Here is a 23675-nt window from a genome sequence, read left to right on the forward strand (position 1 = left end):
CACAAGGGGCCGGATGCTCTGTGGGAGCGATCCCCAGATCGCGATTTCGAAGTCGGGAACGTTGGGCGACAAAAAATGGTATCGAGGCCTCATTAGCTAAGCTTGCAAAACGGTAATTTTTGACTTATGTATAACGATGAGCGCAGAGCACGGGAACGATAATTTAATGGGCAGTTTTTTGTTACAAAGTCCTTAGCCGCATCCCTGCTCCATTCCCTACCCCCCCCAATTCATTGAGCCAGTCTTTTGCCCATGCCCTGCGAAATCCAATTTATTTCGGACCTGCATATCTCGCTTGAAAAAACCGAAATCACCAAGCGCTTCCTATCTTATTTGGAACGCCAGGCGCCGCGCGCCGAAGCCGTGTACATTCTAGGCGACCTATTCGATGCCTGGATAGGCGATGACGATCCGACGCCGCCGAACGGTAAAATCAGAAAGCAACTCAAACAACTAACCTCATCCGGCACGCAAGTCTATTTGCAGCAAGGCAATCGAGATTTCCTGCTCGGGCAACGATTTTGCGACGAAACAGGCGCGAATCTGCTTGGCGATTATGCCGTGATCGATTTGTTCGGAACGCCGACCTTGCTTTCTCATGGCGACCTGCTCTGTACCGACGACCTCCCGTATCAAGCATTCCGCGAAAAATCGCATACCCCGGAGTGGCAGCAAAGTGTACTTTCCAAGCCTTTATGGCTAAGACTAATCGCCGCACGCTGGTACCGCTTGCGCAGCCATTTCCACAAACGCGGCAAAACGCAAGACATCATGGACGTCAACCAACAGACCGTTATCGAGATAATGCGCGAACACGGCGTGTTGCAACTGATCCACGGTCACACACACCGACCGGCGATCCATGAATTCGAAATCGACGGACAAAAGGCGAAGCGCTTCGTATTACCCGACTGGAAAAAAGGCAGCGCGCAAGTTCTATGCTGGACCCAGCAAGACCATCGCTTCGAAGTCATTTGACACTTCAACAAATAGCGAATCAATACCGCCACTCACAATTCATTTTTCCCTTGCTATAAAATAGTGAGCAGTGAAATGATGAGGCATTTCACTTACGTGTCAAGTCCTAATTTCCTCTTTCCTCTTTCCTCTTTCCTCTTTCCTCTTTCCTCTTTCCTCTTTCCTCTTTCCTCTTTCCTCTTTCCTCTTTCACCTTTCACCTTTCACTATCAAGCATAACGCCCAAACTCCGCATCCCTTAATCGACCGGCCAAATCCGGCGCTTGCTCCGACAACTCAACAACCTGCTCGACTGACAAGCGCAGCACGGTAATATACGTTTTAGCTCTAACCGTCGCGGTTCTGACCGCCTTGGCCGATAACGCATGCTCGCCGATAAAGCTGCCTTTACGTAATTCGGCGACATGAAAGCTTTGCCCCTGCTCATCCTGTTTGAATACATTGACGCTGCCGCTGACTAATATATAAATACAATCGCCTTTGTCACCTTCATTGAACAAGGTATCTCCAGGCAAGAAACTGATATAGCGCGCCTGCTCCGCTAAGCGCTTGATTACCTCCCTCGACAACCCGGAAAACAAAGGGACGCTATCAAACCAATCGTCTCGTTTAGCCAGACTCAAACTGGCTGTCATAGCCGGCAATTGTTTTTGCGCATCGAATAAGCACTGTTCTAATCGCCGAAAGACCTTAACCGACAATTTACCTTGTTCGTATTCCTCAACTACTAACTTATGCGAATAAAGCAGCGCCACTTCTTGAAACAGCCTGTTTTCATATTGACGATAAAAATCAGGAAATAATTCGCCGAAGCGCTTTAAACGCCCTTGCCGTCGATGCAAGCGGTTCCGATATATTTTTTTAATGATATTTAATTTGTCGCCGGATAAATTCGGATCGGCAGTTTTAAGTTTTTGCAAAGCGACATGCGCCATCAATACACCGGCAATATCATGCCGAATGAGATTCGAAAACCGACCGCTTTGGTATTTAATGAGCCAACCGAGCGTCCATTCGTATTTGCTTAAAAAGTGGATCATCGACATTTCAAACCGCAAAAACGGATTATTTTCATCTTTAGCGGATTCGATGAGCAACAACTCCTCTATCGTTTTCGCCCGGTCTTTTCTCAATAGATCCTGAAAATTAAAATAGGTGTAATAATTCACCAGACCGATATCGTGCAACCGCGCCAACTCATCCGTTTCGGCTTGCAATGCCAACAAATGCAATTGTTTTAACTGCTGATCCTCGGACATCGGCTTGTCGCTCGACGGCAATTTTTTGCGCAAATCGAAGACAACCGAGTTTTGAATATCACTGTCAAGTAAATGCAAATTGGCAAAGCTATGCAAGACATCGTCGACCGAATACTTAAGCTGAACCATGCCTTGCTGTAACTCGAGCCACTCTTCGTTGCTCAATCGATCTATTTTCAACCAATGCATCAGCGGCCTAAGCGTGGATGCATTAACCAGCATACTCACCATCACAACGCCTAGCGTCAACTCTTTCAATAATTGTTTATCAGCTACTGTATCGGGTATCGAGAAAGCAATCGCCACTGCCAAACCGCCCTTCAGACCACCCCACCACATAATATGCCGGCTAGTCAGATAAATCTTAGGCAACCCGAACACATAGGTCGTAAACGGCATGAACGCATAAACACTCACGGCTCGCGCGACTGCCACAGCCATTACCGCCCACAACACCGGGTTCCAATTACCGAGCAACGAGAATAGATCGACCGATAAGCCGATCATAATGAATAGCAGCGAATTAAATATTAAAACAATAATTTCCCAAAATTCTTTGACAATATGCTCGTGGTCTCCCGATAACCTTGGCAAGCCTACTATTTTAAAACATAGCGCCGAAGCCAACACAGACATGACGCCCGACACATGAAAAATATGCTCGGCCACGATAAACGCCGAATAAGCCATAATCAGCGTAAACACCAAAATAATACTCCGACCGCTTTGAGCCAATCGAACCATCAATTCGCTAAAAAGCAGGCCGCCGACAAAGCCGACTCCCGCGCCGCCTATAAACACCCGGATAAAATCCTGAACTGCCGATAGCGAATCAGCCCAGTCATATTGTCCGGTCAAAAGAAAACCAAGCACGATATTAAACAATACGATCGCCGTGGCGTCGTTGAATAACGATTCGCCCTCCACTAATACAGCAAGCCTTCGACTGACGCCAAGTTCCTTAAACAAGGCAATCACCGCGACCGGATCCGTTGCGGAAATTAGTGCACCGAACAATAGCGCGACAATCCAATCGACGTGTAGCGATACCACCAACCCCAACCCCACCAGAAATGCCGATATCAACATACCCGGTATCGCCATCACAACCACCGGAACCAGATCTTTTAACAAGGCCCGCGCATCGAGACTCATCGCGGAATCGAAAATCAATGCCGGTAAAAAAACAAACAACACCAATTCATGAGTCAACCGAAACCCACCCACAAAGGCCACTTGATCGGTCAATGTGCTAGTTAAATTAATCATTACGCCCATCAACACCAACAAAACGGTATAAGGCAACCGCAAATGCCTGGTCAATCCGGCAATAACCATTGCAACGGTCAGAAACACCAAAACAACAGAAAGCAAGTAGGAAATTTGCATAATAGAAGGTTGTTGATACAATGACCCTGATAAGCCGAACCCTGAGCTTATATTCCCGAACGACAGTGTAATTTAAAGGCTTGTCGTCCGCCTTAAAAGTTGACTTTTAGGAAAAAATCCTTAAATTTACACACCTGGCGCGGCACTTGTTAGTTCTCCGGTAGAGGGAATGATCGTCGCCCCATAAATTACTTAAAACTAATATTAGTCTTAAAAATCATAACCCGTATTCTGTCGTGTAACAGGATACCAGGAGGAAATATATGAAGAAGCCTGTCAAAAGCTGGCTGATTGCCTCAACTGTCGCTGCCTTGCTTGCAGTACCTGCAGTATCTCAAGCGAATAGCGAAGTTGAAAAATTGACCAAGAACCCAGCGAACTGGGCGACTTGGGGCGGTAACTATCATGGTACCCGTTACAGCGAACTCAAACAAATCAACACTTCTAACGTCAAAAACCTGCAACCGGCATGGACTTTTTCAACCGGCGTTCTGCGCGGCCATGAAGGCGGCCCTCTGGTTGTCAATGACGTCATGTATATTCATACTCCGTTCCCTAACACCGTTTATGCGATCGATCAAAAAACACAAGCGGTTATTTGGGAATACACTCCGCAGCAAGATGCCGACGTCACTATTCCTGTGATGTGTTGCGACACCGTTAACCGCGGTTTAGCTTACGGCGACGGTAAAATCTTCCTGCAACAATCCGATACCGTATTAACTGCGTTGGATGCCAAAACAGGTAAACGGGTATGGAGCGTTCAAAACGGCGATCCTAAATTGGGCATGACCAACACTCAAGCTCCATTAGTCGTTAAAGACAAAGTCATCACCGGTATCTCCGGCGGTGAATTCGGCGTACGCGGCTTCTTGGCGGCTTACAACATTCGCACCGGCGAGTTGGATTGGAAAGGCTACAGCATGGGACCTGATGCCGACACCTTGATCAATCCAACTAAAACCACCACTTGGAAAGACGGTAAAGTCCAACCGGTCGGAAAAGATTCGAGCACCAGCACTTGGGAAGGCGACCAATGGAAAATCGGCGGCGGCACCACTTGGGGCTGGTACAGCTACGATCCTGAATTGAACCTGGTTTATTACGGATCCGGCAACCCTTCGACTTGGAACCCGGCGCAACGCCCTGGCGACAACAAATGGTCGATGTCATTGTGGGCTCGTGACGCAGACACCGGCGAAGTCAAATGGGTTTACCAAATGACTCCGCATGACGAATGGGATTACGACGGCATCAACGAAGTCGCGCTAGTCGATCAAGAAATCAAAGGCCAAATGCGCAAAACTGCCGTTCACTTTGACCGTAACGGTTTCGGCTACACACTGGACCGCGTCACAGGCGAATTGTTGGTTGCCGAAAAATTCGACAAAGCGGTTAACTGGGCGTCTCATGTCGACATGAAATCCGGCCGTCCGCAAGTCGTTTCTCAATACAGCACGGAATACAACGGCGAAGACGTCAACACTGAAGGCGTTTGCCCTGCGGCATTAGGAAGCAAAAACCAACAGCCTGTTTCTTACTCTCCGCAAACCGGTTATTTCTATATTTCCGGCAACCACGTTTGCATGGACTATGAACCGTTCGAGGTTGAATACACCGCCGGCCAACCTTATGTTGGCGCGACGTTATCTATGTTCCCGGCCGGTAAAGATGTCATCACAGGCAAAGAAGACGGCTCTAACAACCTAGGTCAATTCACTGCTTGGGATGCTACAACCGGCAAAATCATCTGGTCCAACAAAGAACAGTTCTCGGTATGGTCAGGTTCTCTCGCCACAGCCGGCGGCGTCGTTTTCTACGGCACTCTGGAAGGCTACCTGAAAGCGGTTGACGCGAAAACCGGTAAAGAACTATACCGGTTTAAAACACCTTCCGGCATCATCGGCAACGTCAATACTTGGGAATACGAAGGCAAACAATATGTCGGCGTACTGTCAGGTGTCGGCGGCTGGGCCGGTATCGGTATTGCTGCTGGCCTCGACTCCGGTGAAGAATCTTCTAACTCTGAAGGTTTAGGAGCGGTCGGCGCATACAGAAGCCTGAGTTCTTACACTAAATTGGGCGGCACATTAACTGTATTCGCATTGCCTAATTAAGAAATTATCTAATTTTTAGATAGAAACAAACCCCGGTCGATTTTCGACCGGGGTTTTTTTTTGACTAATACACCCTACAGAACCGGAACCCAATAATGCCTGCGTTGTATACTCTTCGCACTTCAAATTTCGGCAGTGCCTTAGGAGGCACCGGGGTGCTCGGCAAAGGCTTTGCCAGCATGGAGCTGGCATAGAGCCTACAGGGACGTATTCACGGCGTCCTTTGACGGGCACCCCGGTGCCGAATTTTGATCTCCGATAGGTATAACTTAGCCTTTACGGCTCAGATACATTAAACTAATGGACCTAGTTCCGAACTCACCAGGAGAAAGAATGACTCTCAGGACTTTATTATTTAGCGGTTTGTTATTTACCGCCATAACCTCCCCAGCTAATGCCGAAGACAAATTCAGAGTCTGTGCAGACCCGCTGGATCCTCCGTATTCCACTAAAAACGGCGATGGCTTCGAAAATAAAATTGCCGAATTATTCGCCAAGAAATTGGGGCAAGAACTTGAGTACACTTGGTTTCCCAATCGCATAGGCTTTATCCGCAACACACTAACCGCGACAGTCGGCGATTCCGAAGATGAGTATAAATGCGATGTCGTCATAGGCGTCCCGGCCGGCTACGATCGAACAATGACAACCAAGCCCTATTATCATTCGACCTATGTCTTGCTAATCGCCAAAAATCGTGGCTGGGACGATATCGAGTCTGCGGAACAATTAAACGATTTACCACTCCAGCGTCAAGAATCGTTACGCATAGCAATGTTCGACAGGGGGCCGGGTACGGCTTGGCTGCAAAAGTTGGGCTTACTCGATCAAGGCGTACCTTACCAAACCATGACCGGCGATAATGAAAACAATGTGGCGATGCAGATCGATAAGGATCTAAAAGCCGGAATAATTGATATGGCTATACTCTGGGGTCCGATGGCGGGCCATGTGCTCTCGCAAAGCCCCAAAGGCAGCTTCACAACCATCCCTATGAGCTCGTCACCGGGCATGAAATTCGATTTTTCGATAGCTATGGGGGTTCGGTACGGTGATAAGGCGCGAAAAGAAATGCTCAACCGGCTCATTGACGAAAATTTCGATGACATTCAAAAAATTATCGCCGGCTACCAGGTCCCATTATTACCGATTCCAAAACAAAAAATCCGCAAAGATGACGATTAATACAAACCGTTATCTTCCCGACTAATTCGCCGGATATTTTATTGCCCTTTTACTTGAATTCAAGCTAGGAGCAAGTCAAGCATTCGGCTTTTATAGCTGAGGCGAGAATCAAAATGCAGACATAAAACCCACCAGGCTAAATCATTTGAATTTAGCCTGGTTTTTTTCAGGATTAATTCTTTTTGGGAGGCGTTAACACCGCTTGCGGACCGGGCGCCGTTTGGCTGTGTTTTAAGACGACCCCACCTAAAGGCGGCAAGGTAATATAGAGCGAATGAGGCCGATTCATCCAAGCCTGCTCTTGAGTCCAAATACCCTCCGGTGAATTTATCACCCCGCTGCCGCCGAATTCCTGCGCGTCGGAATTAAGGATTTCATCATAACGCCCGGCTGCCGGTACACCAATGTGATAATACTCACGAGGCACCGGGGTAAAATTCAACGCCACAATGAGAAACGCGCCTGTCTCCGGATCCTTACGGATATAGATCAGCACCGAGTTATGGGCATCATGGCAATCGATCCACTCAAATCCCGCATCGGTAAAATCATTGGCATGCAAAGCCGTCTCCTTTTGATAGGTGTGATTCAGCGTCTTAACCAGATGCTGCAGTCCTTGATGGAAAGGGTAAGCCAACACATACCAGTCAAGCACTTGACTGCTGTCCCATTCGCGCCCTTGACCGAATTCACAACCCATGAACAGCAACTTTTTGCCGGGGTGGGTAAACATATAAAAATACACCAAACGCAAATTAGCGAAGCGCTGCCACTCATCGCCGGGCATTTTATATAACATCGATTGCTTGCCGTGAACCACTTCATCGTGAGAAAACGGCAACAAAAAATTTTCCGTAAAGGCGTAAATCAGACTAAAGGTTAATTCTCCCTGATGGTATTGGCGATAGATCGACTCTTTTTCCATGTAGCGCAACGTATCGTTCATCCAACCCATATTCCACTTCAAATCGAAGCCAAGCCCACCGACATAAGGAGGTTTAGTAACTTGCGGCCAAGCGGTCGACTCTTCGGCCATAATCAGCACGCCGGGAACTTGCTGATGGGTAATTTCGTTCAAAGATCTTAAAAAGTCGATGGCCTCCAAATTTTCGCGACCGCCGTATTTATTGGGTATCCACTCGCCTTCTTCACGAGAATAATCAAGATACAACATTGAAGCTACCGCATCGACTCGCAAGCCGTCTACATGATATTCCTCGAGCCAGAATAGCGCACTCGAGATCAAAAAGTTCTTAACTTCATAGCGACCGAAATTAAAGATCAATGTCGACCAATCACGATGTTCGCCGAGCCTTGGATCTTCATGCTCGTAAAGCGATGTGCCGTCGAACCATGCAAGCGCATGCGCATCTTTTGGAAAATGCGCAGGCACCCAATCGAGAATGACACCGATCTCGTGCTGATGACAATAATCGACAAACCAGCGAAAATCTTCGGGACTACCGAAACGGCTAGTTGGCGCATAGTAACCCGTCGTTTGGTAGCCCCACGATTTATCATAGGGATGCTCAGTAACCGGCAATAACTCAAGATGAGTAAAGCCCAGGGTCTTGGCATATTCCACCAAGGCCACCGCTAATTGCCGGTAATTGAGCAACTCGCCTTCGGAACCTCGTTGCCAAGACCCCAAATGCACCTCGTAAATGCTAATCGGCTTGTGCTGCCAATCGAACTTCTCACGCTGTTTCAACCATTTTTGGTCATGCCAATTAAACTTATCGTTTGCCGTTACAATGCTTGCCGTATTCGGGCGAACCTCATAAAACCGACCGTAAGGATCTGTCTTTAATAAAATATCGCCGTTCTTCGCGCGAATTTCATACTTATAAACCAAGCCAGGCTCTAATCCTGGAATAAAAAGTTCCCACACCCCATTGCCATGCACTCGCATTTGATGGCATCGACCGTCCCAGCGATTAAAATCGCCGACTACACTGACCCGCTCCGCATTAGGCGCCCACACGGAAAACAGCACACCGGCGACATTTTCGACTTCATGTACGCGCGCGCCCAGCAAACGGTAAGCATGCCAATGTTTACCTTCACTGAATAAATGTAAATCGTAATCCGGCAATTGCGGTCCGTAGCAATAAGGATCATAACCAATGTGCTCGTAATGGTCTTGATCGCGCCAAATCAGCCGATAGCGTGAAGGAACTTGTGATGCTAAGCCATGCCATTCGAAAAGAGCAGTACCTTCAATTCGAGTCAATGGCACGTTTCCTTCAGCCAATGCCACGCTTTCGGCATGGGGCAAAAAAGCACGCACCACAACCTGTTTATCATCTTTGGGATGACGGCCTAAAACGGCAAAGGGATCGCTGCATTTTGCATCGACAAGACTCTGTAATTCTGTGGACAGTTTTGTTTTACTCATCTGCTTTTGCGGGAAGCCCGCGAATTTATACCCCCTGCTTGTCAAATTTCGGCGCTGGGGAGCCCGTCAAAGGACGCCATAAATACGTCCATGTAGGCCCTGTGATAGCATCCATGCTATCAAAGCCTTTGCCGAACACCCCGGCGCCTCCATAGGCTAATGCCGAAATTTAAAGTGCGAAAGGTATATCATTCGGGTGGGGATAGCTCAGCTCGCCTCGGCAAGCCCGGTTCCCGCTCTCCTGTTCTAATGTGCTATCCTGGTTTAGCATCGATTCGGCGTCGTTAGGCACCTGTAGTTATAAAATTCTAATTTTGTCAAACCGCTTACTGCGTAGTAACCATCACTCGAACCATGCCCGGCAATAAGTCGAAATGATAAGGACTCGGCACATAAGCTAGCGGATACTCCGGCGAAAGATCGGTAAACGGCGCGCGCGACTGAACATATTGATAGAGATCGGGCGTCGAAAACTCATGACGGTGCCAAGGGTCCTTATTTAACAAGATCAAAGCTTCTTGTTGCCCGGATAGGCTGGCTTTCCAGAAAAAGAGTATCGGCGACTGCGTATAACCGATTAGGTTAAAAGGGCCCTCTTCCTGGAATATAGGGTAATCGGCTTTCACCGTGTTGACTTGAGTAATAAACTCGGTCAAATTCACCTCGGTATTTTCCCAATCCTCGGGGCGTGTATGCACCACATGCAGCGGTTTACTAAAACCGTATTCGTAACCCATCGGCATCATCACGCCGCTGCTGAACACTGCGGAAAACAAGTAACGCTGCTTTAGGGCTTCAGCATTGCCGTTGCTTTCGGCAAATAAACGAGGCGTATCGTGGCTTTCGGGAAAACCGATCGACGGAGCGGCTTGGCGCAACAATTGATACTGTTCCGGTAACCAAGGACTTTCGAAATCCCACCATTTGGAACTATTGAAAATATAATCAAACCCGGCTTGCGCGGTTTGCTTGGTACGCTCGGCGCTACAGCCTAGCGTTTCAGCGGTAAACACCACATCGGGATGTTTTTGTTTCGTATCCGTAATCAATTGCCGCCAAAGTTCGGGCGATAATTGATAGGCGGCATCGCAACGAAAGCCTTTAAAACCCAGATCGATGTATGACTCGATGATTTTACGAAAATAGGCATAAAGCCCATTATCGTGACTGCGGCCATGATCGAGTTGCGCTAAATCCTCCCACACCACTTTATGGCCGCCGTCTTCGAGACAAAAAGGACGCTGCACCTGCCCATGCTCACGAACAAACCATTCAGGGTGCTGTTTTAACAAGGGCGAATCGATCGCACAGTGATTCAATACCAAATCGGTCATAAAGCGGAGTCGGTGTTTTTTCTCAGCCTGATGAATCAAGGTCCGCAATTGTTGCTCGGCGGTCTTTTTGGATTTCGGATCGACCAACAGCGGGTTTAACTGAAAATAATCGGCAATGGAATACAGACTGCCGGACGCCCCGGTTTTTTGTAACGGGTTGACGAAAACCCAATCGAACCGCATCGCCGCGGCCCTTTCCAAGTGCGTCTCCCACTGCCCGAAGTGGCCTGCCAACAGGGGGAACAAGTTGTACATCCTCATGAATCGGCCTCTTTATTTGTTACGAATATAATCATAGATATTCAGGTAATGTTGGCCCGGATATTTCCAGGAGTAATCGTAACGCATTGCATTTTTTATCAATTCCCGAAAATGATCCGGAAATTGATAATAACAATCGATCGCTCGCGACAATGCCGACTCCAGTCCTTCATTGTTGTAATCCCTAAAAACATAACCGTTGCGCTCGTGTAAAGCTTTATGATGAGCATGGTCCTTATCGAATACCGTATCGGCCAAACCGCCGACCTCGCGAACGATTGGAACCGTGCCGTATTTCATCGATATCAACTGCGTTAACCCGCAAGGTTCAAATAGGCTAGGCACGACGATCATATCCGCACCGGCATAAATCAAATGAGCCAAGCCTTCGTCGAAGCCGACTTCGATATGGCAATCGGGGCTGTCGTTCAAATGCCGCTTCAACTCCCAGAAATAGCTATTGATATCCCGCTCGGGACTTGAGCCTAGCAACACGAACTGCGCCCGATGATTCAATGAATAAAACAATGCATGACGAACCAAGTCCAGCCCTTTCTGAGGATCGAGCCGACCGACGAAGGCAACAATCGGTTTTTCATTATCCGCTAGCAACAAGCGACCGCGTAAAGCTCGTTTATTGACATATTTATTGTCTACTTTTTCCACGGTAAAGGGAGCGGCGATATGCGGGTCGATTTCGGGATTCCAGACATCATAATCGATCCCGTTGACCACACCGCCGAACTTATAATGATGCGTATGAAGGGTCGGTTCCAAACCGAATCCTTGACCGCCGTCTTTGGTTTCTCCGGCATAGCGAGGCGATACCGTCGTAACGAAGTTGGAATAGACTATACCGCCTTTCATTAGATTCAACGCATGCGGAATCCGATTATCCAACAAGCGATCATGATGAAAATAATACTCCGGTCGATGCAGGCCCGTCGCATTCAATAAGAAGTCGCCCGTCAACCCTTGATGTTTGAAGTTATGAATCGTAAAACATACTCTCGGATGCCAGAAGCCTAAATTCTGATAGATTTCATATAAAAACACCGGCACCAATGCCGTTTGCCAATCATGGCAATGAATCACATCGGGATGCTTGCCGGATTTCCAAAGAAATTCCAATGCGGCGCGGCAAAAGAACGCATAACGCAGCACGTCATCATTAAAGCCGTAAATCGTGCCGCGATTGAAGAAATTATCCGGGGAATGGGGCTCGATGAAAAAGCATTTACGGCCATGAACGAAACCGAACCAGACCGTGCAATGAATATGGCCGTTATACCAAGGCACCCAAAGGTCGTCATAGGTTTGACATAAGCCCCAAATATGATCGTAATGCATACAATCGTATTTAGGCAAAATAATCTCGACACTGTGTCCGCGCAATTCCAGCTCCCGGCTCAAACCGGTCACAACATCCGCCAAACCGCCAACTTTCGCGAGGGGCGCCAATTCCGGAGTAATCTGCACGACAAACATATGCGGATAGTCGGGACCGGGTTGGTCGTGGTAGGGAGCATGCTCGAGGTGCGACATCATGTCGGCAACGGGCTCGGGCTCCGGCGCCGAAGATTCGGGTGTCGGCGATATTGGCTCTGCCTTTCTATAATCGGGCTGCCGATAAAGCTTTTCCGACGGCAAATCGGGACTGATGGATGCCGCCTGAGCAACCTCGGGTAAAGGCGTGATAAATGCCGTATTGGGCTCCCGGTATACGGATTCGGCGCCCTTGGAAGATGTCGTGGCTTGGGTTTCTACGGTGGTAGCGGACGGTTTTGGAACGGCTTTTTCGGGAACTTGACTAGGAGCCACAGCACCCTTCGAAGGAACATTCTCTGCCACCGCAGTCTCGTTTTGCGGAACAACAGGCAAAACCGGCGCAGGCGACAACGACTCCGTTTTCGGCTTTTCCTGCTCTGTTGTTTCTGGTGCTTTATTTTGCCGATCAGATTCAGTCGGCTTATCTGATATTGTGTTCGCTGACTTACGCACTGGCGCCGACTTAAGTTGCTCTGCAGACTTAGTGTTCGGAGAATCCTTAGCTTTTATTTCGGCTTGACCCTTCTCTTCATCCTTCTTAGCTTGAGTCGGCGTCTTGACGCTAGAGACGGTCTTGGTTTTTTCAGAAGGCTTGTTTTTAGGAGCTGCTTTCGCTTTAGGCTTAACAGGAGATTTTGCCGCATTTGCAGTTTTTGACGAAGCCTTTTTCACAGGCTCTGCTTGGGACGGTTTTGTAGTCTGCGCTTTAGGTGAAGACTTAACTTCCGGCGCCGTTTTAGCTTTCGGATCCGCTTTAGATTTTGCTGCCGTTTCGGATTCCGAAGACAGACTAGGCTTCGGCGCTTCATCTGCCTGAGTCGGCTTCTCCATTGCCGAAGACTCGGCTTTAGGGTCGTCTTTTACGGTCGACCCAGCTTCCCTCTCCGCCTCAAGTGTTAACTTCGATTGATTCTCTATCTTCGGCTTTTCGGGCGCCTTATTCGTTGTTGCTGTTTTTGTTGAGCTTCTGGTTTTAGTTGTAGTTTGCTTTGCCATAAATCAGACCTATCATGCCGATTAAAAGATATACCATCCCTCTGGCCTTAGTATGTTGTCCGCGGTTGTGTTTTATAAGTCCGAAAATCAAGCATCGGAAAAATATCATCCATCACTTCTAACGCCGTCAAATAGTGTTCGTTTATTGTATCCATACGAATGTTTTCTTGCAGATAATTAAAGCGAGCCAAATGATCGAGAATACGCTTTTTAGCGTACTCGACGGTCGTCCCTGCCTTCATAATGAACGGCCAGTCCGAGGCCTGCGCCAATAATAACGACCGTGCCGCCTGATTCAAAGCCCGCTCCTCCAAGGAAAAACGGGGAACTTGTTGAAACTCTTCGGCTAACTCCTCCATCAACATCGCCGATTTGTGTAAAACGGGATAAATCCAAGCATTGGTTTCATTGAGCCAGTATCCGGAATAGCCCTGTTCGCCCCAACTCGATGCCGAAGGCGTTGCGGTTTGCAAGTGTTGAAAACGCGACAAATAATCGCTGCCACTGACCAACTGCATTCCCGACTTATTGCCGCCAACTAGGCGTAATAAAAACTCCAGCCATTGCGGCCCCTCAAACCACCAATGACCGAACAGCTCTGCGTCGTAGGGGGCCACAATAATCGGCGCTTTTCCCATACGATAACTCAGATCGTCAAGCTGTCGTTGCCGCTTCAAATAAAAGTCTTGAGCATGCTGCCTAGCCTTAATCAATGCTTGACGCGGTCGATAAGCCGCTTTCGGGCCTCCGCCTCCCGTCACTCGCCGATATTTGATGCCGACGGGTACGCGAATCGTTTCTTCCAATAAATACGGTGCGAGATAACTGTCCGGAATAGTGGAATCATAACCGATATCGCAATGATATTCACGATAGTCGCTGTCTCCCGGATACCCTTCCTGCGCGCTCCAGACTTGACGCGACGATTCGGGATCACGGGCAAAAGCCGCGACTCCGTTGGCGCAGGCTATCGGCGCATAAACGCCACATTCAGCTTGGGGTCTTGCTTGAGTTAAAGCATGACTATCCACAAAAAAATAACCTAGACCGGCTTCGTCAAGCTGTATTTCCAAGCCAGGGTAATAACCGCATTCGGGCAACCAAAATCCTTTAGGCATAAAACCGAAACACTGCTTGAAGGTTTCAACGCCCATGTTGATCTGATTGCGCACCGCGCTTTCGGAAACGTTCAGTAACGGCAAAAAACCGTGGGTAGCCGCGCAGGTAATCAATTCCAGGCCGCCTAATTCAGCCTGTTTTTTGAAAGCCGCAACTAAATCGCAATCATAATACTGCCGATAACATTGCAATGCCGCCTTGAAATTACGTCGATATAAACGAGCCAAATACTGATATTCGGCTTGCTTGCGAGTTCTGATAATTTCCTGCTCAGCTAACCTGATTAAACCTTGCAAATGGCGAACATAGCGCTGTTGCAATAATTCATTATTCAACATCGTCAACAAGGTCGGCGATAACGACAGTGTCAGTCGATATCGCACACGATCCCGATTCAAGCGCTCGCACATGTTAAGCAACGGCAAATAACACTCGGTTATCGCTTCAAATAACCAGCGCTCTTCAAAAAATTGCTCATACTCGGGATGATGTACATAAGGCAAATGGGCATGTAATACAATGCATAAACCGCCCCTATCCATCTTAAGTACCTAAGGAACGAGCATGAAATAACTTCGACAACTGTTGTAAGGCAGTTTGCTCGGCAATTCCCAATTTGGGCATCAAAAAGGGTATCGGAGATGCTTTGCGAGGGTTTCGGCAGCGGGGAGTTACCCACATGCACCCACGAATGGGCTTACGACATTCTGTCAAGCGATCCATCGAACCGCCGCAAAGCCTATTACTTGTAAGAGTTATTTTGTGCATATTCCTAAGTGAGTTTTATTTCTATTCTGCAGACAGGATATACCTGCGCTCGAATAACTATCCATATCATGAAGCTCAAATCGTTCCGCTGGGCTCAAGTGAATCGGAGACGCCGGAGAAAAAGGGATTTTTTCGACATCCGGCTCGCTTAATGTTTGCCGAATTTTAGCGTCAATATCGGCTTCATCAAAGACTAAAGGCCCTGTTAGTTCGGTCACCGGCGTCATCGCAGAAGAAGGCATACTAACAGGCAGCGAGCGAACATATACAATAAAATCTCCATTACTGTCGCATTGACCGATCGCCGCCGTATAAATTGCGCCGGCGACCGGCAATTGAATTTTAGCATTGGCGTACGAGGATACTTCGCCGGCATCAAACCATGGACGCTGATGCTCTTGTGTATCCGCCCAATCAAGTTGCCAGAACAAGCGTAATATTAACGGATTATTCTTCGCCTGCAGCAAAGGAGTTACGCCAGCAATACGCCAATAGGCATGAAGATGATAGGGATCTATCGGTAAAATAATGAGCGCTGGAAAATTAAGCGGTTCAGCCTGACTGAATTGCAAAGGATGATAGGTATGACTAATGGTTTGACTGATGTGTTGAATTTCTTGAGACGATAGAGCGAGCTTAGGGTTATGCCTGGAATGCCAATATCTCATTCATTATTTCCTGATTTTATAAAACTTTTACTCCCTTTTGATCGAAAAACAGTCTAAGAATAAAAGGTATGGGAGTGTCTATCGAGGACCGCCGTTCACCCAGCACCTAAATTCCATAGCCCAATGACTATGATTAACTATCCGGGATAATTTAGGTGCTGGGTAAAGCCATCCATGGGGGCTCTGACGGCAGCTCGAACGCCAAGGATGGCGTGAATGCGGATTCTGCAGGAGAAAAAAATCCGCCCTGCTGCCGACATCCTCGCTAGCCACATCTCATACCTTCATCAAGTTAGCCATTTTTTGAGTATAAGGGGAGTAACCGCATTCGCAGTACTGAAAAGTAACCGTCATATCGACATGACTCATTAGCGGATTATCCTGACTGAAGCCTTAAAGTGTCAATTTAAATTATTCTTTTTGCCCGCCAATGTTGCTGAAAAGGTAAACCTCAGCAAATCTTCGGCAAACGACAACCAGCTTAATCTCGCCCGTAAAGTTTAATCGCACGCGCCAAACGTTGACTGTGCAATGGTAATAACTGATCCCATGTAAAACGCCACAGCCAATTCCCTTCGGTCGTACCGGGAATATTCATGCGATGCTCGGTATCTAACTCAAGAATATCCTGCATTGGAATGATAGCGAGATTCGCAACCGAAGCTAAAGCGGTTTGTATTAGCGTATAGGGCATCGAGCTGGCAGGCTGACCCAAGTATTCATAAACATAAGCTTGCTCTTGCTCACTGATCTGACGGTACCATCCTAAGGTAGTGTCGTTATCGTGCGTGCCGGTATAAACGACGCTGTTTTTATCCAGATTGGCCGGCAAATAAGGATTACTCGGCCCGCCGCTGAACGCGAATTGCAGAATTTTCATGCCCGGCAAAGAAAAATCGTCCCTGAGCTTTTCGACTTTATCGGTAATTACGCCTAAATCTTCCGCAACCAATGCAATAGGCCCAAACGCATCGAAGATCATTTTTAACAAGGCTTGCCCCGGGGCCTTGATCCAGCAACCATTGATTGCCGTAGGTTCGGATACTGGAATTTCCCAGGCGGCCTCCAGCCCTCTGAAATGATCGATACGGATAATATCGAACATTTCGACTTGTGTCTTGATTCGATCAAGCCACCAATGAAAGCCATTTTTTTTAAGATATGACCAGTTGTAATGCGGGTTACCCCAACGCTGCCCTGTTTCCGAAAAATAATCGGGCGGAACTCCTGCCACAACCGACATTTCGAACTGCTCATCCAGTTTAAACACCTCCGGATGAACCCAAACATCGGCGCTATCGTAAGAAACGAAAATAGGAATATCGCCAAACAACAATACACCATGGCGCGCAGCATAATCTTTAAGCTCTTGCCACTGTGTAAAGAATACGAATTGCTCGAATTTAATTGCTTCAATTTCAGTGCTTAAGCGCCTAGAGGCTTCTTTGAGCGCCGAAATATTGCGCGATTTGTACCGTTCAGGCCATTGATTCCAGCTAAGGTTATTGAATTCTTTTCTCAGCGCGATAAATAAGGCGTAATCATCCAACCAAAACTTTTTGTCGATACAAAATTTGGTAAATTCGATTTTTTCGTGCTCGGTCGCGTGCAGCTTAAAGCCATAGTATGCGTGATTGAGTAAGCACTCCCTTGCAAATGACGGACTGCCGCCACACTCTTGACAACGCTCGCCACGACTCAGCCAACCTTTGTCAACCAACTTATCCAAATCGATCAAGGCGGTATTACCGGCATGAGCGGAGATGCATTGATAGGGAGACCCATCATCGTGAGGCATGTTTAATGGCAAAGTTTGCCAAACCGTTACACCGACACTGTTTAGAAAGTCGACGAACCGATAAGCTTCCGGTCCTAAATTACCATTATCACTATTGCCTGGGAGTGATGTAATGTGCAATAAAATTCCGGCACGGCGTCTATGTAAAATATCAATCACAAACGGCTTCCCTGGCTAAACGTTTTCAATACCCGGCCTCATCGTGCCGCCCATGGCGGGAGCTCCGGATCCCTGAGTGAACGATAATGCCAGATAAGCCGGCGGATCTTCTCCTAACAACAGATAGAGATTACTCAAGTTTAAACGAAACTGTTTTTCAAAGCTGCTCACAGCCTCCCCCGGATTGTAATCGCCGAACCACCAAAACCAATCCGAACCTTCGCAAATAGCAAGCTGATGCTCGGCAAGAGCCAACTGCTCATCGGTCAAGCGCCCGGTGGATACGACTTTGTCAAACGCCCATTTGGCATCGCCCAACATATCCCACCCCCGATTTTTATCGACATCGCCGATCCAGGTAGAAAAAGTTCCGTATACCCAGCTGCCGGCCATCAACTTCGGCAGAGATTGTATTTCAATGGCTTGGTCGAGGCATTCGGAAAATGTTGTCAGCTGAATCTCAGGATGATGGCTCAAGCGTTTATAGAGCGCGCTGAGAAAATGATAGCCGTTTTGCGGAAAATACTCCCAAGCATTTTCGCCATCCATGATAATCGATACCACCTTATCCGTAGAAGTGTCATGCTTATGGATTTGTTCCAAATGATTGACCAAATCGGCAACCGCATCGTCGGCATGCCACTTGGAATATTCGAATCCGATCAAGTCCGATAAACCATCGTCCCTAAAAAAACAAGGAATACCGGTTCCGCTAGCGCGAAACGGATGATGCGGACTCACGCCATCGATGTCAGATAATCGCAAGCTGTTATGCAACACGTTACCGCCGGTTGCAGCCCAATCAAAACCGAACTCGGAGAGCATCTTCAATGTCTCGGTACTGACCGCTCCTTCTGATGGCCAACAGCCTCTCGGGATGAACCCGAAAAATCGCTTAAAGGTTTCGACACCGTGTTTCAGATGCCATTTCACCCTTTCCTCGCCTCCCGGATAAGTATCCAGTTCGGGAAGCGGAGCATCCGGCATCGCCTGCAACGTGCTTTTGATATCGATTAACAAAGGCATAATCGGATGCGCATAAGGCGTTACCGAAAGCTCGATGCGTCCTTTTCTTGCCAACGCCTTGTATCGGCATATTGCCGTCGAGAGCTGTTCACCGATGACTTCGACGATTTCGATCCGTTCATGTAATGTGTAGCCTGAGCCTTTGGCAATCAAGCGCTTGACTCTGACATCGGTCAGTTTGACACTTTCGCCCATCCAAGCCAGATGATACCACGCCAAAAGATCGCTAATGAATTGGGAATTCATATAGCTCAACGCATCATGATTCTGTTCCATCCATTCGGCCATTTTGACCAGTTTCTGGAACGTCGGATATCGTCCGATCTGCCGCTCTCGATTAGCGCGCATGCAATCCTTAACCAGTTTGAGCCGTGCATCGGGATCCGAGGGAGTCGATGGAGCAACCAGTGCCGCCAACAAAGGATCCTTGAATGAAATGCGATCGTGCAGATAGCGACCCACTTGCCTGGCATAGTCCTCGATCTGCTCTAGAAGAATCGGCGCAAAATTAACTACCGCTTTGGCTTCCGGCGCTGCTTCAAGATGAGCGATCATGTCGACATAATCCTTCATGACATGCAAATAAGTCCAAGGTAGTTGAAATTCGCCGGTTTGCAAATCGCGATACTCAGGCTGATGCATGTGCCAACATATCACTAGCTTCAGTTTTTTATCTGACATAGTGCCTGCTCTGTCCTAACATATCCGGGGTCACCAATACGACTCCGCCCGGGCTGACATGAAATCTTTTTTTATCGTCCTCGAGGTTCTCTCCGATTACCGTACCTTGGGGCACTTCGCAACCTTTTTCGATGATTGCCTTGGTAATTCGGCAATGCCGTGCAATATTGACCTCAGGGAGCACCACCGCATCTTGTAACGTCGTGTAAGAATTAACCCGGACATTGGAAAATAACAATGAATGCCTGACCTTGGCGCCGGAAATAACGCAACCGCCGGATACCATCGAATCGACCGCCTGCCCTCTTCTTTTGTCGTCGTCGAAGACAAATTTTGCCGGCGGCGTTTGTTCCTGATAGGTCCAAATAGGCCAAGTCTTATCGTATAAATTCAAATCGGGCTTGACGCCGATTAATTCCATATTTGCCGCCCAGTAGGCATCTATCGTCCCTACATCGCGCCAGTAACTTTGATCGCCTTGCAAATTCAAAAAGGGGTATGCACTGACCCTATATTTATCGATAACCGCAGGAATAATATCCTTGCCGAAATCCCGGTTCGAGCCTTTGGTGTCGGCATCCTTGATCAACTGCTCGAATAAAAATGCCGCATTGAAGACATAGATACCCATCGAAGCCAAGGCTTTGTCAGGCTTACCCGGCATCGAAGGCGGATTGGCGGGTTTTTCGACAAAGGCTTTTACCCGTCGATTTTGATCGACATCCATGACCCCGAACTCGGTCGCCTCTTCAAGGCTTACCTCGAGGCAACCAATGGTCAAGTCTGCATTATTGGCCACATGATCGGCAAGCATTTCGCCGTAGTCCATTTTATAGATATGATCGCCGGCCAATATCAGAACATACTCCGGTCGGCGGGTTCTTAGAATGTCGATATTCTGATAAACCGCATCGGCGGTTCCCTCATACCAAGACGTTTCGAGGCGTTGTTGAGCCGGCATCAAATCGACATATTCACCGAATTCGCCGCGTAAAAAACCCCAGCCTTGTTGAATATGTCGAATCAAAGAATCGGCTTTGTATTGCGTTAAAATGCCGATTTTCCGGATTCCGGAATTAATGCAATTGGATAGCGGAAAGTCGACAATCCTGAATTTTCCGCCAAAAGGAACCGCCGGTTTGGCGCGCCAATCAGTCATGTTTTTTAACCGTGAGCCGCGGCCGCCCGCAAGAATCAAGGCAATTGTATTTCTAGTTAGATGACTGACGAACCTGTCTTGAGGTTGGTTGATTGACTCTGACATTTTAATCCCCTTCTGGAATTGACTATTACATCTGTTGCTTAGGTGGTAACATTCCGATAAAAATCATTCTACTACATTGAGGCGTTTCGAAGTGAAAAAGCAATCCAATATGCCGCTGTGTGATGATTTATGCAAAATCATTGAAGCCAAACATCACGATCCTTTTTCCGTTTTAGGTCGACTCAGCGATAACAATTTGAACAAGGTAAGTCCTACCAAAATAAGGCTCTATTTGCCTTACGCCGATTCGGTCCGTTTTGCAGAGAAAGGCCCTGAAATACTTCGACTCGCAGAAACGGACTTTTTTGAATATACCGCTCAGCCCGGCGAATTACCAGAACATTATCAAATTTCTTGGATCGACAAAGAAGGCCAACAACACACCGATTACGACCCTTATGACTTTCCCGAGCAATTGCCGGAATTCGATCGTCATTTGTTCGGCGAAGGCAAGCATTGGCATATCTACCAAAAACTTGGCGCGCATCGACACAATATCGACGGAATCGGTGGCGTATTATTTACCGTCTGGGCCCCGAACGCGGCGCGCGTTAGCGTGGTCGGCGATTTTAACCGCTGGGACGGTCGCTGTCACTTAATGCGGGTGCTAGGCAACAGCGGGATCTGGGAGCTTTTTATTCCGAGTCTCGACGCGGGCTGCTTATATAAATTCGAAATACTGAACCGTCAAAACCAAGAAATTTTAATTAAAACAGACCCTTATGCCCAGCAATATGAGCATCGCCCTAAAACCGCTTCGATCGTCGTCAAAGAAGAAGCCTATCAATGGCAAGATGCGAAATGGATGACTTATCGCAAAACCCGCGACTGGCTACACGAACCGATGTCGATTTACGAAGTGCATTTAGGCTCGTGGCAACGGGACGATGCCGGCAATTTCTTGAATTACCGAGAGATCGCGAAACAGTTAATCCAATACGTCAAAGACATGGGCTTTACCCATATCGAATTATTGCCTATCACAGAGCATCCTTTCGATGCGTCTTGGGGTTACCAATCAACGGGTTACTTCGCCCCGACTAGTCGGCATGGGACGCCCGACGATTTCAGGTACTTTATCGACCTCTTCCATCAAAATAATATCGGCATTATTTTAGACTGGGTCCCCGCGCATTTTCCGAAGGACTTTTTCGCACTGGCTCGGTTTGACGGTAGCGCGCTCTATGAGCACGAAGACCCCCGCAAAGGCGAGCATAGAGATTGGGGCACCCTGATCTTTAACTTCGGCCGCAACGAAGTTAAAAATTTCTTACTGGCGAGCGCGATATTTTGGCTTGAAGAATTTCACCTTGACGGCCTTAGGGTCGACGCCGTCGCATCAATGCTTTATCTGGATTATTCCCGCGATGAAAACGACTGGATTCCCAACATGTATGGCGGCAACGAAAATCTCGAGGCCATCGCTTTTTTGCGAGAACTCAATACCGTAACGCATGAACAACACCCCGGTACAGTCATGATGGCAGAGGAGTCGACCGCTTGGCCTCAGGTAACCCGCCCGACCTGGACAGGAGGCCTCGGTTTTTCGATGAAATGGAACATGGGCTGGATGCACGACATTCTCGATTATATAAGCCGCGACCCGATACACCGACGCTATCACCACGATCAACTGACCTTCGGCCTACTTTATGCCTTTACCGAAAACTTCGTCCTTCCGTTCTCTCATGATGAAGTCGTTCACGGCAAAGGTTCGTTACTCTACAGAATGCCGGGAGACGAATGGCGAAAATTTGCGAATTTGCGCCTACTTTACACCTTGATGTTTACCTACCCGGGTAAAAAATTATTGTTCATGGGCAGTGAGTTCGGGCAAGGCACCGAATGGAATTTCAACCAACCCTTGGATTGGTACGTGCTGCAATATCCTCGACACCAAGGCTTGCAAACTTTGGTCAAAGATCTTAATCATTTGTATAAAAACCACCCCGCACTTTACCAATACGACTTCAATCACAGCGGCTTTGACTGGATCGATTGCCATGATGTCGAACAATCGGTTATCAGCTACCGCCGCAAAGGCGCCAGCGATGATTTGATCATCATACTTAATTTCACACCGATTGTGAGAGAAAACTATCATATCGGCGTGCCTTTCGAAGGGGTTTATTTTGAAATTTTTAATTCAGACTCTGCCTATTATGAAGGCAGCAACGTCGGCAACCGCGAGATACTATCGGAACCGGAGCCTTGGATGGGACACCAACAATCTATATACTTGACTTTACCTCCGCTAGGCGGAATCATCTTGACGCAGCAAACGAAAGTCATAAACAACTCTGCTTCCTAAATTGAGTCCTGTTTGAGAAAAAAACCCAGCGAGCCGTTGCGCATCGCAAATTAACTGACGACAGCCTAGCTTATAGAAAATTCGCTTCGATATTTATGCGTGATAGGCGCACCTACGGGCAAAATATCCGCCAAATAGAGCTGCCGCAGCCCCGAAAATGAACTTAACCCAACCTCAACATCTGCCGAACATAAGCTGTTGAATATTATAATAAAATCAATATTTCGGCATTACAAAGCCATTTTCGGTACATTTTTTAATCCTTATGATTCAATAATATAGCCCGTAGATACTACCTTTAGTTAAAGCTGGGTTAAACTGATTCTTCAATAAAGCCGGACGACTCTACTACAGCAGACAGTGAGCCAATAAACCCTCAATCGACTATTTTGGTGAAATATACCTCGATAAACTTA

At 47.7% G+C, this 23675-nt stretch carries 13 protein-coding genes; 4 read left to right on the forward strand and 9 right to left on the reverse strand.

Translation table 11 applies throughout. From position 1 onward, the window contains the following. Window positions 1–252: 252 nt before the first annotated feature. On the forward strand, window positions 253–978 hold the full coding sequence (gene lpxH, locus WJM45_RS18230) for a UDP-2,3-diacylglucosamine diphosphatase (protein ID WP_341326454.1): 726 nt from the start codon (window positions 253–255) through the stop codon (window positions 976–978). A 209-nt stretch (window positions 979–1187) separates the two neighbouring features. Here lpxH and WJM45_RS18235 read toward each other — a convergent pair whose 3' ends face one another. Then, complete coding sequence (locus WJM45_RS18235) at window positions 1188–3626, reverse strand: cation:proton antiporter (protein ID WP_341326455.1); 2439 nt, start codon at window positions 3624–3626, stop codon at window positions 1188–1190. A gap of 263 nt (window positions 3627–3889) precedes the next feature. On the opposite strand from WJM45_RS18235, the gene WJM45_RS18240 reads away from it, so the two are divergent. Together WJM45_RS18240 and WJM45_RS18245 are read left to right on the forward strand one after the other, a co-directional pair. Continuing rightward, entirely contained in the window at window positions 3890–5743 is a 1854-nt protein-coding gene (locus tag WJM45_RS18240; RefSeq protein WP_341326456.1) for a methanol/ethanol family PQQ-dependent dehydrogenase, read from the forward strand. Window positions 5744–6076: 333 nt separating this feature from the next. After that, complete coding sequence (locus tag WJM45_RS18245; RefSeq protein ID WP_341326457.1) at window positions 6077–6928, forward strand: quinoprotein dehydrogenase-associated putative ABC transporter substrate-binding protein; 852 nt, start codon at window positions 6077–6079, stop codon at window positions 6926–6928. A 172-nt stretch (window positions 6929–7100) separates the two neighbouring features. Here the strand turns inward: WJM45_RS18245 and glgB (WJM45_RS18250) are convergent, their stop codons facing one another. The 8 genes from glgB (WJM45_RS18250) to glgC form a co-directional block, all read right to left on the reverse strand. Next, on the reverse strand, window positions 7101–9326 hold the full coding sequence (gene glgB, locus WJM45_RS18250) for a 1,4-alpha-glucan branching protein GlgB (protein WP_341326458.1): 2226 nt from the start codon (window positions 9324–9326) through the stop codon (window positions 7101–7103). A 326-nt stretch (window positions 9327–9652) separates the two neighbouring features. Continuing rightward, window positions 9653–10921, reverse strand: coding sequence for an alpha-amylase family glycosyl hydrolase (locus WJM45_RS18255; protein ID WP_341326459.1), 1269 nt, complete (start codon window positions 10919–10921; stop codon window positions 9653–9655). A gap of 12 nt (window positions 10922–10933) precedes the next feature. After that, entirely contained in the window at window positions 10934–13465 is a 2532-nt protein-coding gene (glgA, locus tag WJM45_RS18260) for a glycogen synthase GlgA (RefSeq protein ID WP_341326460.1), read from the reverse strand. A gap of 47 nt (window positions 13466–13512) precedes the next feature. Continuing rightward, the gene (locus WJM45_RS18265; protein ID WP_341326461.1) at window positions 13513–15126 is read right to left on the reverse strand and encodes a 1,4-alpha-glucan branching protein domain-containing protein; all 1614 of its coding nucleotides are present in this window, start codon (window positions 15124–15126) and stop codon (window positions 13513–13515) included. 213 nt (window positions 15127–15339) lie between these two features. Then, the gene (locus WJM45_RS18270) at window positions 15340–15924 is read right to left on the reverse strand and encodes a DUF4912 domain-containing protein (protein ID WP_341326462.1); all 585 of its coding nucleotides are present in this window, start codon (window positions 15922–15924) and stop codon (window positions 15340–15342) included. A 577-nt stretch (window positions 15925–16501) separates the two neighbouring features. Beyond that, window positions 16502–17977, reverse strand: coding sequence for a 4-alpha-glucanotransferase (gene malQ, locus WJM45_RS18275; RefSeq protein ID WP_341326463.1), 1476 nt, complete (start codon window positions 17975–17977; stop codon window positions 16502–16504). A gap of 15 nt (window positions 17978–17992) precedes the next feature. Continuing rightward, window positions 17993–19684 carry a glycoside hydrolase family 57 protein gene (locus WJM45_RS18280; RefSeq protein WP_341326464.1) on the reverse strand — a complete coding sequence of 564 codons (1692 nt, stop codon included), beginning with the start codon at window positions 19682–19684 and terminating at the stop codon, window positions 17993–17995. Then, on the reverse strand, window positions 19674–20948 hold the full coding sequence (glgC, locus tag WJM45_RS18285; protein WP_341326465.1) for a glucose-1-phosphate adenylyltransferase: 1275 nt from the start codon (window positions 20946–20948) through the stop codon (window positions 19674–19676). The genes WJM45_RS18280 and glgC overlap by 11 nt, the downstream gene beginning before the upstream one ends. A gap of 91 nt (window positions 20949–21039) precedes the next feature. Between glgC and glgB (WJM45_RS18290) the strand changes: the two genes are divergently transcribed. Further along, window positions 21040–23259 (forward strand): 1,4-alpha-glucan branching protein GlgB, encoded by a 2220-nt coding sequence (glgB, locus tag WJM45_RS18290; RefSeq protein ID WP_341326466.1) that lies wholly within the window; start codon window positions 21040–21042, stop codon window positions 23257–23259. Window positions 23260–23675 lie beyond the last annotated feature (416 nt).

It is taken from the genome of Methylotuvimicrobium sp. KM2 (assembly GCF_038051925.1).
Taxonomy (GTDB): domain Bacteria; phylum Pseudomonadota; class Gammaproteobacteria; order Methylococcales; family Methylomonadaceae; genus Methylotuvimicrobium.

Coding starts and splice junctions, on each gene's coding strand:
- glgB (WP_341326458.1), bottom strand. CDS start 9,326: ATGAGTAAAACAAAACTGTCCACAGAATTACAGAGTCTTGTCGATGCA.
- glgA (WP_341326460.1), bottom strand. CDS start 13,465: ATGGCAAAGCAAACTACAACTAAAACCAGAAGCTCAACAAAAACAGCA.
- lpxH (WP_341326454.1), top strand. CDS start 253: ATGCCCTGCGAAATCCAATTTATTTCGGACCTGCATATCTCGCTTGAA.
- WJM45_RS18235 (WP_341326455.1), bottom strand. CDS start 3,626: ATGCAAATTTCCTACTTGCTTTCTGTTGTTTTGGTGTTTCTGACCGTT.
- WJM45_RS18245 (WP_341326457.1), top strand. CDS start 6,077: ATGACTCTCAGGACTTTATTATTTAGCGGTTTGTTATTTACCGCCATA.
- WJM45_RS18240 (WP_341326456.1), top strand. CDS start 3,890: ATGAAGAAGCCTGTCAAAAGCTGGCTGATTGCCTCAACTGTCGCTGCC.
- glgC (WP_341326465.1), bottom strand. CDS start 20,948: ATGTCAGAGTCAATCAACCAACCTCAAGACAGGTTCGTCAGTCATCTA.
- WJM45_RS18265 (WP_341326461.1), bottom strand. CDS start 15,126: ATGGATAGGGGCGGTTTATGCATTGTATTACATGCCCATTTGCCTTAT.
- WJM45_RS18280 (WP_341326464.1), bottom strand. CDS start 19,684: ATGTCAGATAAAAAACTGAAGCTAGTGATATGTTGGCACATGCATCAG.
- WJM45_RS18255 (WP_341326459.1), bottom strand. CDS start 10,921: ATGAGGATGTACAACTTGTTCCCCCTGTTGGCAGGCCACTTCGGGCAG.